This is a genomic window from Parabacteroides timonensis, assembly GCF_900128505.1.
GTDB classification, from domain to species: Bacteria; Bacteroidota; Bacteroidia; order Bacteroidales; family Tannerellaceae; genus Parabacteroides; species Parabacteroides timonensis.
Map to the genome: position 1 here is coordinate 4,026,305 of NZ_LT669941.1, position 14,599 is coordinate 4,040,903.

12 protein-coding genes are annotated in these 14,599 nt (G+C 43.8%); 11 read left to right on the plus strand and 1 reads right to left on the minus strand.

What is annotated here, in order from left to right:
• Positions 1 to 222: 222 nt before the first annotated feature.
• The 7 genes from BQ7394_RS23620 (at position 223) to BQ7394_RS23650 (ending at position 5,848) form a co-directional block, all read left to right on the plus strand.
• Positions 223 to 1,452: an MFS transporter gene (locus BQ7394_RS23620; RefSeq protein ID WP_075559635.1), complete on the plus strand. Its 1,230-nt coding sequence runs from the start codon at positions 223 to 225 to the stop codon at positions 1,450 to 1,452.
• A gap of 23 nt (positions 1,453 to 1,475) precedes the next feature.
• Positions 1,476 to 2,387 (plus strand): DMT family transporter, encoded by a 912-nt coding sequence (locus tag BQ7394_RS23625; RefSeq protein WP_075559636.1) that lies wholly within the window; start codon positions 1,476 to 1,478, stop codon positions 2,385 to 2,387.
• 157 nt (positions 2,388 to 2,544) lie between these two features.
• Complete coding sequence (locus BQ7394_RS23630; protein ID WP_075559637.1) at positions 2,545 to 2,994, plus strand: DUF4252 domain-containing protein; 450 nt, start codon at positions 2,545 to 2,547, stop codon at positions 2,992 to 2,994.
• Positions 2,984 to 3,496, plus strand: coding sequence for an RNA polymerase sigma factor (locus BQ7394_RS23635; protein WP_075560212.1), 513 nt, complete (start codon positions 2,984 to 2,986; stop codon positions 3,494 to 3,496). The genes BQ7394_RS23630 and BQ7394_RS23635 overlap by 11 nt, the downstream gene beginning before the upstream one ends.
• Entirely contained in the window at positions 3,486 to 3,893 is a 408-nt protein-coding gene (locus BQ7394_RS23640; protein ID WP_075559638.1) for a hypothetical protein, read from the plus strand. The genes BQ7394_RS23635 and BQ7394_RS23640 overlap by 11 nt, the downstream gene beginning before the upstream one ends.
• Before the next feature lie 4 nt (positions 3,894 to 3,897).
• On the plus strand, positions 3,898 to 4,359 hold the full coding sequence (locus BQ7394_RS23645) for a DUF4252 domain-containing protein (protein WP_075560213.1): 462 nt from the start codon (positions 3,898 to 3,900) through the stop codon (positions 4,357 to 4,359).
• 232 nt (positions 4,360 to 4,591) lie between these two features.
• Positions 4,592 to 5,848, plus strand: coding sequence for an acyloxyacyl hydrolase (locus tag BQ7394_RS23650; protein WP_075559639.1), 1,257 nt, complete (start codon positions 4,592 to 4,594; stop codon positions 5,846 to 5,848).
• A gap of 92 nt (positions 5,849 to 5,940) precedes the next feature.
• Here BQ7394_RS23650 and mutS read toward each other — a convergent pair whose 3' ends face one another.
• Positions 5,941 to 8,562, minus strand: coding sequence for a DNA mismatch repair protein MutS (mutS, locus tag BQ7394_RS23655; protein ID WP_394333719.1), 2,622 nt, complete (start codon positions 8,560 to 8,562; stop codon positions 5,941 to 5,943).
• A gap of 399 nt (positions 8,563 to 8,961) precedes the next feature.
• On the opposite strand from mutS, the gene BQ7394_RS23660 reads away from it, so the two are divergent.
• The 4 genes from BQ7394_RS23660 (at position 8,962) to dinD (ending at position 14,557) form a co-directional block, all read left to right on the plus strand.
• Positions 8,962 to 9,219 carry a hypothetical protein gene (locus BQ7394_RS23660; RefSeq protein WP_233577141.1) on the plus strand — a complete coding sequence of 86 codons (258 nt, stop codon included), beginning with the start codon at positions 8,962 to 8,964 and terminating at the stop codon, positions 9,217 to 9,219.
• A gap of 45 nt (positions 9,220 to 9,264) precedes the next feature.
• Entirely contained in the window at positions 9,265 to 11,952 is a 2,688-nt protein-coding gene (locus tag BQ7394_RS23665) for a T9SS type A sorting domain-containing protein (RefSeq protein ID WP_075559640.1), read from the plus strand.
• 169 nt (positions 11,953 to 12,121) lie between these two features.
• Positions 12,122 to 13,561 (plus strand): arylsulfatase, encoded by a 1,440-nt coding sequence (locus tag BQ7394_RS23670; RefSeq protein ID WP_075560215.1) that lies wholly within the window; start codon positions 12,122 to 12,124, stop codon positions 13,559 to 13,561.
• A gap of 153 nt (positions 13,562 to 13,714) precedes the next feature.
• Positions 13,715 to 14,557, plus strand: coding sequence for a DNA damage-inducible protein D (gene dinD, locus BQ7394_RS23675; RefSeq protein ID WP_235848810.1), 843 nt, complete (start codon positions 13,715 to 13,717; stop codon positions 14,555 to 14,557).
• Positions 14,558 to 14,599: the final 42 nt, after the last annotated feature.

A 14,599-nucleotide genomic window follows, 5' to 3' on the forward strand; every position in this document is an offset into this window, starting at 1 on the left:
TTCGCTGTCGTCTGCGAAACTCGCTTCGCTCAAACAACGCAGCCTCCGGGCGCTCACTCCGGCTGCTGCGCTTAACGCTCGCCCGCTGAGGCCTTTCCAAGGAAGCTTTGCTTCCTCTAAGGATTGCCGATACCGATAGTTTTTTTAGTAGCGGAAATAACCTTTCAAATGAACATTCAGTCATAAGATTTGTTTTCTGTCTTATAAAACAGCTATTTAAGTATGAGAATACAGACAGGACAGGGGACGATTCCCCTCATCACATTAATAGGTATATGGTCGATCTCGGCACTGAACGCGCTGCCGGGACTGGCTGTTTCTCCTATCCTGGGGAAGCTTTCGGCGATATTTCCGCATTCGACGGAACTGGATATACAGATGTTATCGTCGCTGCCTTCCCTGTTGATCATACCGTTTATTATCCTGTCCGGAAAACTGACTGAGAAGATCAATAATATCTGGTTATTACAGATCGGGTTAAGCATCTTTGCCGTAAGCGGTATCCTGTATCTGCTCTCGACCAAGATGTGGCAACTGATCGCTGTCAGCGCCTTGCTGGGAATCGGTTCAGGACTGATCGTTCCTCTTTCTACCGGACTTATTTCACGATTCTTCATCGGCACCTACCGGACAAAGCAATTCGGTCTGAGTTCGGCCATTACCAATGTGACACTGGTGCTGGCAACCATGCTGACAGGATACCTGGCGGAGATCAACTGGCATCTGCCGTTCCTGGTCTATCTCTTCCCGCTTATTTCGATCGTCTTGTCGTTCTACCTGAAAAAGAATATCAGTCCCCTACCCGCTTCCGCTACCGTTTCAATCCAAGAGAAAGGGAAAGAAAGCGACCCGGCATTCGATAAGTTCGGCATACAGGTCAGACACCTCGTACAGATCATGGGGTTTTACGGGCTGGCGACTTATCTCGTTATCATTGTCAGTTTCAACCTGCCTTTCCTGATGAAAGAATATCATTTCACCAGCGGCAATTCGGGTATCATGATCTCCCTGTTTTTCCTGGCTATCATGGCTCCGGGATTCGTACTGAACCAGATTGTAGACTTCCTGGGTAAGAAAACGAAATTCTATTGCCTGCTCTCGATCGCACTGGGGATGCTGCTGATCCTGGTTTCAAGAACGGAATGGCTGATCGGACTGGGCTGTATCTTCACCGGGCTAGCCTATGGCGTTATCCAGCCGATCGCTTACGACAAGACCACCCGCACGGCTATCCCGTCGAAAGTGACGCTGGCACTGGCTTTCGTCATGGCTATGAATTATCTGGCAATCCTGCTATGCCCGTTCATTATAAATGTATTCAAAGATATGCTCCATATAGAGACACAACAGTTTGCTTTCCTGTTCAACATGATTATTGCCCTGGCTGCTGCCGTCTGGGCTTATATCAAACAGGATTCGTTCCTGTTCAACGACAGTTTCAAAAGTAATTAAAGGTGCATATAAACGCTAAGCTTATGAAGAATAAAAAGACAGAAGCCAACCTGAGTATGATCGTATCGAAAACCTTCAGCGGTTTGAATGCGAATGCACTCCGGTATTTACTCCCTTTATGGATCGCACCGCTGACGGGTGTCATGTTCCGATGTGTTTTCGGAGCCCTTATGTTTTGGATCATCAGCCTGTTTTGGAAACAGGACAAGACAACCTTGAGGGAAAAAGTCACCCTGTTTCTTTTGGGGGCGATCGGGCTGTTCGGCTTCATGTTCTTTTATCTGATAGGTGTCAGCAAAACAACCCCGGTTTCCAGTTCGCTGTTCAGCAGCCTCCAACCGATCTGGGTATTCATCCTGTCCGTTCTCTTCCTGAAAGAACGGATCACGGCGATGAAGATCATCGGTATTGCCATCGGATTGGGGGGTGCGCTGCTCTGTATCCTGACACAAAAAAGCGATGACCTGGCATCGGATGCTTTTACCGGAAATATGCTTTGTATGCTCAGTTCAATTGCTTATGCTGCTTACCTGATCATAAGCAATGTCGTACTGGGCAGGGTCAGTTCGCTCAATATGTTGCGTTACAGTTTCCTCGGAGCCGCTTTTTCTTCACTGGTCGTCATGGCATTCACCGGCTTCGATGCACATCTTTTCAGCCATTTCGAATGGACTCCTTTCCTTGTCCTAATGTTCGTCCTCATCTTCCCCACAACGATCAGTTACCTGCTGATCCCTATCGGACTGAAATACCTGAGCACGACACTGGTCGCCCTCTACGGCTACCTGATACTGATCGTTGCCACCATCGTCTCCCTTTCCATCGGTCAGGATCGTTTCAGCTGGTACCAGATGATCGCCATTGCACTGATCTGCTCAAGTGTCTATTTTGTTGAAATAGCGGAAAGTAAAGATAAAGCCACTGCTTCAAAATAATTGGCATATTGGCACATTACCCATTGGCATATTATTTTTTTCTCTTTCTTTGTAACAACTTATCCGTTGATCCCGTCTCTCTTATGAAGCTCTTCCAAAGCGCGCAAAAGGGAGGCGGAAACAAACCGGATTAATAATCATTTAATACAACAGAAAGATGAAACGATACTTTGTTATCCTGGCACTGATTTTGATCTGCCAGGCAGGAAATAGCCAGACAATGAACGACCTGTTCAAAGAATTTTCTAAAATAGAACAGATCAACCATGTCAAGATAGGCAATATCACCATGAAGCTTGCCAGCATGTTTACAGAAACCATGGGAGTGAACGGTATAGAAGTAATTGAATTCAGCAGCTGCAAGAATGAGATAAAAGAACGCTTTACCAAAGCGATCAAGGAACTGAAAGACCCTGATTTCGAAACAATGGTCACCTCCAATGATAAAGGCAGCCGCACAAAAGTAATGGTACGCATTGAAAAAGATATGATCCGCGAACTGGTAGTTCTCACGACCGGCAACAGCAACGCGCTGATCCGCATCAAGGGTAAGATCAAACCGTCCGACATAGATAAAGTAGTGAAAGATCATGGGAATGGATGCTGAGAACTTTAAACGAAAGTTCCTCCCCTTCCACCCCAAGCTCTTCCGGATCGCATATGCCCTTGTTGAAAACAAAGCAGACGCAGAAGATATCCTCCAGGATGCTTACTTCAAACTATGGAATAAACGGGATGATCTGCCCGACATCGACAATCCTGAAGCATTCTGCGTCACGCTGGTCAAAAACCTCTGTCTCGACTTCCTCCGTTCCCCCCGTGCCAATCGCCGGGAAGAAAAGATAGAAGAAGTTTTCACGCTGGCGACCGACTCTTCTCCGGAAAAAGAGCTGGAAACGAAGGATAAGGAACGGCAAATCCGGCAACTGATCAGCCGTCTGCCCGAAAACCAGCGGCAAGTCATCCGGTTACGGGGAATAGACGATTGCTCGATGGACGAGATAGAACAGATCACCGGCCTCAATGCCGTAAACATACGCGTGTTACTCTCCCGGGCACGCAAAGTAATCCGGGAACAATTTGATAAAATATACGAATATGAACGATAAACAGATAGATGAATTAATCAATAAAGTCCTCCGGGAGGATCAGACGTTGCCGGAAGGGCTTTCCGAACGGCTGGAGCAACAGATAGACACCTGGGCTGCCGCTGAAAAGAAAGAGACGCTCCGTTCATCTTTCCGCCGCCGTTCACTCTACTGGATTAGCGGAACTGCCGCAGCAATCTTACTGCTTTGTGTCGGTATTGCCGGACTGAAAGACCTGGAGACAGGTAAACAGCAGTTGGCAGATACTTACACCAATCCGCAGGAAGCCGCCATAGCCGCTGGAAAAGCACTGGCTTTCATGTCTTCTAACCTCAACAAGGGAATCGATCAGATGAACGATGCCCAACAGGAAATAAATAATGTAAACCGTATTTTGAATAAACATTTAAATGACTGACAAGATGAAAACTAAAAATATACTACTCATCCTCTTCCTGTGCTGCACGAGCATTTGCTTTGCACAGAGCAAACTGTTCGACAAATATTCCGAAATGGACAACGTCACTTCCGTATATATTTCGAAAGCCATGTTCCAGATGATACCCGACATGAAGACAAACGGTCTCAACCTGACGAATCTAAAAGGGAAGATAGAAGGCCTGCAGATTCTTACCACCCAAAACAATAGTATAAAAGAAACTATGCGTAACGATTTCGAAAGTCTGATCGGTAAGAATCACGAAGAACTGATGAGGGTGAAGGACGGCAAGACGCGTGCCACTTTCTACGTAAAGCAGAAAGGAGACCTGATCAGCGAACTGATTATGCTCGCCGATGCCGACAATAGTTTCAATGTGATCCAGCTATTAGGTAGCTTCACCTTGCAGGACATCCAGGAGATTACAAAAGAAATGAATAAATAAAGCAGAAAGTATCCCGGTTTTCAACAATCTTTGATATCGGGAATACTGCTTTACATCCCGACAAACGAACGAATCAGAAATAGAAATAAGATCAGAAATCTATAACTTTAGGGTACAAGAGTAAAAATGAAATCATTATAAGCTATAGTAAACGCTCTAAAATGTTATATTTGCGAAACATTAGGTATTTGACCCTGATTATCTATCAAATAACAAACGAGTAGAGCAACGTATGAAAAGTGGAACAGAGAGGTTGAATGTCCTGATTATCCTGATTGCAATGTGCTTTTTATCCGACATTGCTTTTGCTGATGATGGGACATATAAAAACGTACCGGGGGATATGACAGATTCCATATCCTACTCACGTCGTTTGATCCATAGGTTAGGTGTAGACGGACGGCCTACTTATATTTTCCCAACCAACTCTTTCCTGCGAGGAGACAATATGGATATGAAACCTATCCGTAAATCCATCTCTGCCCATTTGAAATATTCCTTTCAATATTATCCGAACAGTTACACGGACCGAATTTACAGAGGCTCCTACCAAGGACTTGGACTGGCAATGTATTCATTTGATAATAAAGAAGAAATAGGAACTCCCTTTGCCCTTTACCTCTTTCAGGGTGCACGTATTGCCCAGCTCAATCCCCGCCTGTCGTTCAACTATGAATGGAACTTCGGAGCTTCTTTCGGCTGGAAGCCTTATGAAGAATATGATAATCCGTACAATAAAGTGATCGGTTCGAAAATCAACGCTTATATCAATGCTAATTTCTACCTGAACTATATTCTTTCAAAAGAACTGGATCTGACAGCCGGAGTGGATTTAACGCATTTCTCGAATGGGAATACCCGGTTTCCGAATGCGGGACTGAATACAGTCGGACTGAAAGTGGGACTGGTATATAACTTTAACAGGAACGGCGATTTATTTTCCAAACCGTTCTTCCAGCCTCCTGTACCCCGTTTCCCCCGCCATATCAGCTATGATGTCGTCCTGTTCGGTTCATGGCGCCGGAAAGGTGTTTATGTGGGAGAAGGACAGGTTGCTGCACCGGGAGCATTTGCGGTAGCAGGATTCAACATTAACCCGATGTATAACTTCGGATATAATTTCCGGGCAGGTGTATCGGTGGATGGAGTTTATGACGAGAGTGCCAATATCTATGCCGATCCCTACTCCTCTTCTTCTACCGAACAGTTTTACCGTCCGCCGCTCAGCTACCAGCTGGCACTGGGACTTTCTGCCCGTGCCGAATATGTGATGCCTTACTTTACAGTCGGAATAGGTTTGGGAGGAAATGTGATACACCGCGGAGGGGATCTGAAAGGTTTATATCAGGTTTTGGCACTTAAAATCGAAGTTACCCGCAGTTCATTTATACATATCGGATACAACCTGCAAAACTTCCATACTCCCAATTACTTAATGCTAGGTATCGGATACCGGTTCCATAACAAGTATCCGACATTCCACCGATAAAAATAATTTGTCATATCCCTGAAAGTAAATTTAAATTGCCTTTTCTCCACCGAAGGAGACAGAAACTTTTGTTTTCTCAGCATGAAACTGTCTTACTTCCCTGTTATAATCTTCCTTATCTCGCTTAGTTTGTTGAGAGCTTCTATCGGAGTAAGATTGTTGACATCGAGATTCTTGATTTCGTCGCGTACCTGGCTTAACACAGGATCATCCAGTTGGAAGAAGCTGAGTTGATAACCTTCGGCAGCAGAGGCGATTTCCCGGACGGGCTTTGCTTTAACCTTTCCCTTGCCTTTTGCTTTCTCTTTACAGTCGATACTTTCCTGTCGATTATCCGTTTCCAGTTGTTTCAATATCTCGTTGGAACGTTTCACGATACTTTTCGGCATACCCGCCATCTTCGCCACATGGATACCGAAACTATGTTCACTACCGCCAGGAACCAGTTTACGCAGGAATATCACCTTATTGGAAACCTCTTTTACCGATACATTATAATTCTTGATTCGTTTGAAAGAACGTTCCATCTCGTTCAGTTCATGATAATGGGTAGCGAAAAGTGTCTTGGCACGAGCATTCGGATGCTCATGGATATATTCGACAATCGCCCAGGCAATCGAAATACCGTCGTAGGTACTTGTTCCCCGCCCCAGTTCATCGAAAAGAACCAAACTGCGTGAAGACATATTATTCAAGATGTTCGAAGCTTCATTCATCTCCACCATAAAAGTAGATTCACCGACGGATATATTATCGGAAGCCCCGACACGGGTAAATATCTTATCCACCATACCGATACGGGCAGACTCGGCAGGAACGAAACAACCGATCTGTGCCATCAGCGTGATCAATGCCGTCTGACGCAGCAATGCTGATTTACCTGCCATATTCGGACCTGTGATAATAATGATCTGCTGCTGCTCGCTATCCAGATACACGTCGTTGGCAATATAGGCCTCACCCAACGGCAACTGCTTCTCGATTACCGGATGACGGCCCGACTTTATATCGATCACATCCGAATCATCTACATTCGGACGGATATAACGGTTAGCCTCCGCTACCTTAGCAAACGATAACAAGCAGTCCAGGCGACCGATCAGGTTAGCATCCACTTGGATAGGAGGTATAAATTCGGCAAGACAGGTTACCAGCTCGGTAAACAGGCGGCCTTCAAGGGAAAGTATCTTTTCCTCCGCTCCCAATATCTTTTCTTCGTACTCTTTCAGCTCCTCCGTAATATAACGTTCGGCATTCACCAGTGTCTGCTTACGTATCCATTCAGCCGGAACCTTGTCCTTATGTGCGTTGCGCACTTCTATATAATAACCGAACACATTATTAAAGGCAATCTTCAAGCTCGGGATCCCGGTCTTCTCACTTTCCCGTTGTTGTACCTGTATCAGGTAATCCTTACCGGAATAAGCAATAGCACGCAATTCATCCAATTCCGCATTGACTCCTTTGGCTATGACACCGCCCTTATTCAGTAAAGCGGGCGGATCGTTATTGATCTCTTTCTCGATCCGGTCGCGTATCTCCGTACAGGCATTCAGCTGTTCACCGATGCGGGAAAGGCTCGGCTCGTCACTTGCCATACAAGCCTCTTTAATAGGCTCGATCGCCCGGAGAGCGACTTTCAACTGTACCACCTCACGAGGGGAAACACGTCCCACAGCCACTTTGGAAATAATACGTTCCAGGTCACCGATCTGTTCAATCTGTTCGTCCAGTATCTCTTTTACTTCCGGATGGCGGAAGAAATAATCCACCACATTCTGGCGTTCCTGAATCGGTTTGACATCTTTCAGGGGGAACAGAACCCAGCGGCGCAACATACGCGATCCCATAGGAGAAACAGTTTTGTCGATTACGTCCAGCAAACTGGTGCCCTCATCGTTCATCGTACCGACCAGCTCCAGGCTACGTACTGTAAATTTATCGAGTCGTACATAACGGTCTTCCTCGATACGTGACAATGCCGTGATATGTGAAATATGTGTATGTTGTGTCTGATCCAAATAATACAGGATAGCACCCGAAGCAACCACTCCCAGCTTCAGATGTTCCACGCCGAAACCTTTCAGGTTCTTTGTCTCAAAATGTTTCAGCAAACGGTCGTTGGCGGCATCAGCCGAAAAAACCCAGTCTTCCATCTCGAAAGTAAAGAAACGGGGACCGAACACTTCCTCAAACTTCTTGCGGTTATTACGTTCGATAAGTACCTCTTTCGGAGAGAAATTATTGAGCAGCTTGTCGATATAGTCGATCGTTCCCTCAGCAGTCAGAAACTCACCGGTCGAAATATCCAGGAAAGCGACACCGCAAACCTCCTTCCCGAAATGAACGGCAGCGAGGAAGTTATTTTCCTTATGATTCAGAATATTGTCATTGATGGAAACTCCCGGTGTGACCAACTCCGTAACCCCACGCTTCACCAGTTTCTTGGTCATTTTCGGATCTTCCAGCTGATCACAGATGGCAACACGCTTACCGGCACGGACCAGTTTTGGCAAGTAAGTATCGAGTGCATGATGCGGAAAACCTGCCATTTCGATAAACTGTCCCGGTCCGTTGGCTTTCTTAGTCTGTACGATCCCCAGTATTTCGGCACCTACTACGGCATCTTCGCCATACATTTCGTAAAAGTCTCCTACACGGAACAGAAGAACAGCATCCGGATGTTTCGCTTTAATATCGAAATACTGCTTCATCAATGGGGTTTCAACTATTTTTGCCACGGGATATATGCTTTTGTCATTAAATTTAAACCGTACAAAGGTACAATTTTTTACGAAAGTATGAAGGTAGGAAAAATAACATAGTCCAGTAAGAACTTTGTTAATACTGGATGCAAATATAGTAAATATTACTTTCCACACCTTATATCTAAGTTTAATAATCAATGCTTCTCCTAAATACAACTGTATTTGATATTATTTATGCCAATAAAAAAATACTGATTAAGTACCAATACGGGAATTAACCGTCATGATATCATCCCCTCAAAAAAATGATTTATCCTAATTAATAAAAGCATTCGCAAAAGAGAGTAGCTATAAATCAGCATATCAGACAAAGTTCTTACTGGACTAAATTAAAATCTACTCACTATGGCCTCAAATGAACCCAAAAAGCGCAGTATTACCGGCAATCTTGTTGCTAACATGCTGACAGAGCGTGAAGACGACTTCACTTTTAATGTAACTTACGTAGCAAACCGATCGATTGAAGACCTGTGTAAAATCGCAGCAAATGGAAAAAGTAAATTCTCGGCATCCGAATTATTGAGTGCTTATACCGATTTAAAGGAGGTAGCCAAGGAAGAATTATACTCAGTTTCTACCGTAGATCGCCCAGTAATCGAATAACCTTATCATCGACGATCATCGTCGAAATACTTAAAAATTACATTAATGAACATGGAAATAAATAATTCACTACATCTATCAATTAAGAGACTGCCTATATTCGTGTTTTTCTGTCTTATTTGTGGGCTGATTCACGCAGAAAATACTCCCTGGAATGGAGGAATAACCACAACTATCATCAATGAAGGAGGAAACAATGGACAGGATGTCAATCAACCTATCCTGATTGCTACGGCTGGAGAACTGGCTTATCTGGCGCAACAAACGAATGCCGGCGGAGAGGAACTAACATTGGATAATGGGGGATCGATAAGTGGTAAAACAAACTTTAATGGAGTTTATTTCAAACTGACGGAGGATATAGATTTAGGGGAACAAGCTTGGACACCTATCGGCAAAGACAATAATAATTCTTTTCAGGGGACACTGGATGGAAATGGCAAAACAATTTGTAACCTAACCAGCATAAACGAATCTGATGATATTAATTATGCAGGTTTATTCGGATACATAAAGAACGGTTCCATACAGAATTTGCATATTGAAATCGCAGAAGCAGGGCTGCATACAACTAGTGCAATATATGTTGGAGCACTAGCTGGTTATGTTAAGGATAGCCCAATAACAAATTGCAGTATAAAAGGAGGAGATATAACAAGCGAAGTAAAATATTCTAGCCAACTAACCGTAGGTGGCTTGATCGGACAAATAATAACTAGCGATATAACTGATTGCAGTAGTTCCGTAGATGTGAAAGCTACTCTTACAGATGCATCAGGCCTTATGGCTGGAGGTATTACCGGAGCCAATATGCATACATCTTTCACAAACTGTCATTATTCGGGTTCCGTTATGGCAGTCGATGAACGAAAAGATGATACTCCTAACAGTTATGCTGGAGGAATTACCGGTGCAAGCGATTTATCATCTGTTGGCGGTGGTTATTCCCGAACCAGTACAATATCCGAATGTACCGCCGATGTAAATATCTCTGCAGGTGCTTATGCCGGAGGAATTGTAGGATATTTTTACGCAGGAACTGTAGAAAAGTGTAAAGTCGAAGGTGTTATCTCCATAAAAGAGACTAAAGGTATGGCTGGTGGCATCGTAGGTAACTATATGCATAAAGGAATAGTTGCAGATTGCTATAATTGGGCTTCTGTTGCTGCTTTAGAGGCTGCCGGAGGAATTGTAGGATATAAACTTAGCACTTCTAATTCAACCATATCGAAATGCTGGAATTCTGGTGATATCACAGCCTCCTTCGCAGGTGGTATTGCCGGAAGGACAACTTACAGTACCATTGAAGAATGCTATACTTCGGGAAATATAACAGGAAAAGGCCCGAAAGATATTTATGCCGGAGGTATTGCCGCACATGCCGCAGAAGAAACTATTAAAAACTGTTCTTCGACGGCAAATGTAGTAGCTGAAAAAGAAGATAATGCACAATCTTTTGCCGGAGGGATTGTCGGGGTGGGTCTTAAAGGTAATAGTAATGAAACATCCATCCAAAACTGTTATGCCACAGGCAAAATAAGTTCAAACTTCGCAGCCGGAGGAATCGCCGGTCTAAATCAAGGTGATAATGGAAGTATAACTCATTGCGTTGCACTAAACATAGAGGGAATAGGCGAAATTACTAAAGACAAGCTTTCCCTGAAAGCCTCTCCCGAAGTGTACTTGGGTCGCATAACAGCAGAAAAGCAAGGTACGCTCACCTCGAATTTTGCCAGTCCTCTTATCCCCGGAGATTGGACGGATGAAGCCTCCGGCAAAGACGGTGACGACCTTACTTCCACTAATTTCACACAAGGTAACGGAAACGCCTTTGACGGATGGGACGACACGGATGTCTGGTCGTTCGACCCTGACGGTATAAATCTGCCAATATTAAAAGTATTTGGTGAAAATTCTGCAGGTAAACCAGTACAACCGAACATTCCGAAGTCCGACTTCCTTACTTTTACCGTCAAGTATGACACACCACAGAACGGTACGATAACTGTATCCTCTTCTACCGAAAATTCCATACAATCCGGTGCACCTGTTGCCGGAGGAACCGAATTAATCATTTCCGCAACACCTAACGATGGGTATGAACTGACCAGTCTCAATATAAACGATAACCCTTTTAAATCCGGCGATACTTATATTGTAACTGGTGATGTTAAAATCAGTGCCTCTTTCGATGTCAAACCGACTCCACCCGATCCTGACCCTGTAATACCTGATCCAGATCCTACGCCCACGGTTTTCCATTCGGTTACACTACCACAAGTGGAAGGTGCAACAACCGATCCGATAGCCGGTATTTATGAAGTGGAGGCATGGAGTAGTTTCCGTTTCTATCTTACGCTTGATAAAGAATATGATCTGTCCGAACCTGTTGTAACCACCGATCGCGGTGAAACCATCACTCCCCGAAATAGCGACGGAGCATATATAATAAAATACATTCGCCAGCCGGTTGAAATCTATATAGATAATATCGTTAAGAACCCCGACCCGGTAGCTAATGAAATGATTAAAACCGACCAATCGAAAGTATGGACGGAGGGAGGATGTCTGCATATTATATCTGCAACCACCGGACAGCTGTATATCTATACGGTTGAGGGCAAACTGCAAAAGAAGCAACCTGTTATAACAGGCGAAACAGTAACCATCCCACTACCGGAAGGATTCTACATAATTCGTATTAATAATGAACAGTTTAAAGTAATTATTTAGTAAATAATGCTTCCTTAGTCAAAGGAACAAAAAAATAGCCAAAACCGATAGAGTTTACTAGTCAGAGGGGATACGTCAAAGTAATATTTGAAACGTGTCCCCTTCTCTATTTATTTCAGAAAAAAAATATAACTTTGCCAGCATGTCTGACAAGAAACATCTTAGATTCATGAAAAAAACTATTTTACTCGCTTCCGGCCTGATTGCGGCCATCCCTTTTGTGCATGCACAGAAAAACAAAGACAAAAAACCGAATGTTGTATTCATCCTGGCAGATGACCTGGGATACGGCGATTTGAGTTGTTACGGACAGGAAAAGTTCAGCACTCCCAACATCGACCAACTGGCACAAAACGGTATGCGTTTCACCCAGTGTTACTCAGGAACAACTGTCAGTGCCCCTTCCCGCTCCTGCCTGTTGACAGGTACGCACAGCGGACATACTCCTATCCGTGGAAACAAGGAATTAGACCCGGAAGGACAATTCCCATTGCCTGCCGATGCACGTACTATCTTCCATGTCATGCAGGATGCAGGATACAAGACTTCTGCCTTCGGTAAATGGGGATTAGGTTACATTGGCACTACCGGTGATCCTAAAAACCAGGGTTGCGAAACATTCTTCGGATATAACTGCCAGCTATTGGCTCACAGCTATTATCCTGACCATCTGTGGGATAACGACCAACGTGTCGAGCTAAAAGACAACGTCCTGGAAGTGGAATACGGAAAAGGAACCTATTCGCAAGACCTGATCCACTCCAAAGCACTCGATTACCTGGATAATCTAAAAGAAGACGAACCGTTCTTCATGTGGTATCCGACTATTTTACCGCATGCCGAACTGATCGTGCCGGAAGACAGCATCATCAAAAAGTTCCGTGGTATGTATCCGGAAAAAGCTTATAAAGGAACAGAACCGGGCAATCCGGGATTCCGTAAAGGGGGTTACTGCACACAGCTTTATCCGCATGCTACATTCGCAGCGATGATCTATCGCCTGGATGTATATGTGGGACAGATCGTACAGAAACTGAAAGACAAAGGATTATACGATAACACGATCATTATATTCGCCAGCGATAACGGCCCTCACATGGAAGGTGGCGCCGATCCTGATTTCTTCAACAGCAATGGCATCTACCGTGGTTACAAACGTGACCTGTATGAAGGTGGTATCCGTGTGCCGATGATCATCTCCTGGCCGGGACATATACAACCGGGAACAGAAACAAATTTCATGTGTTCTTTTTGGGATGTATTGCCTACTTTCGAAGAGATCATCCATCCGAAAGCAAAACAGAAAGAAATGGACGGCGTAAGCATGCTGCCGCTGTTGCAAAACCGCAAAGGACAGAAGGAACATGAATTTCTGTACTTCGAATTTCAGGAAATGAATGGCCGTCAGGCTGTACGCCAAGGTTCATGGAAACTGGTACACATGAATATCCGTGGAGATAAACCGTATTATGAACTTTATAACTTAGCAGCTGATCCTTCGGAAAAATACAACCTGTTGGATAAATATCCGGAAAAGGTGGCCGAGCTGAAAGAGATCATGGTTCGTGAACATATTGAAGATCCGAACTGGCCATTGCTGAAGAAGTAAAAAACCATTTCGTGGACTTCCACGAGATGGTCGAAGATAAATGTAAAAGCAGGCTGGATTAATTAATAAAATAATTCAGCCTGCTTTTATTTTATATATCCCTTATTTATTCTACCTTTGGAAATATTATAAACAATCTTAAACTATAAAAACATGGAAACAAACCGTAACATGAAAAAAGTAGACAACAGTATCTTTGAACAAATCAAAAGAATAGATGAAAATGGGGCTGAATACTGGTCAGCTCGAGAACTAGCCAAAGTCTTGGAATACTCCGAATACAGAAACTTCTTACCTGTGATAGAAAAAGCTAAAGAAGCTTGCATTAATAGTGGTCAAACACCGTCATATCATTTCGTGGACTTCCACGAGATGATCGAGATAGGAAAAGGAGCTTTAAGAGAATTTGAATCAATCAAACTTTCCCGTTACGCTTGCTATCTCATCGTCCAGAATGCAGATCCTAGCAAAGAAGTTGTTGCTAATGGACAGACTTATTTTGCAGTTCAGACCCGTATTGCAGAAATCAAACAGATGGACGAATATAACCGTCTGAATACTGAAGATTCAAAACGATTATTTCTTAGAGAGGAATTAAGTCGGCATAATATTCAGCTTGCTGATGCTGCTAAATGTGCCGGAGTTATTGAACCTAAAGACTATGCCATCTTCCAAAACCATGGATATATGGGGTGGTATGGTGGTATGAGTGCAAAAGATATTCATGCACATAAAGGATTAAAGAAAAGTCAGAAGATACTTGACCATATGGGTAGTACAGAATTAGCTGCAAATCTGTTCCGTGCCACGCAAACAGAAGATAAACTACGTAGAGAAAATATTAAAGGTAAGACAAAAGCCAACCAAACACACTACAATGTCGGAGCCAAAGTTCGTAAAACAATTGAAGAATTAGGTGGTACAATGCCTGAAGATCTTCCTGTTGCAGAGAGTATTAAAAAGATAGAAGCAAAAGATACGAAGAAATTGTCTTAACCTGTTAATCAACTGAAAAAGTAATGATCATCTCGTGGAAGT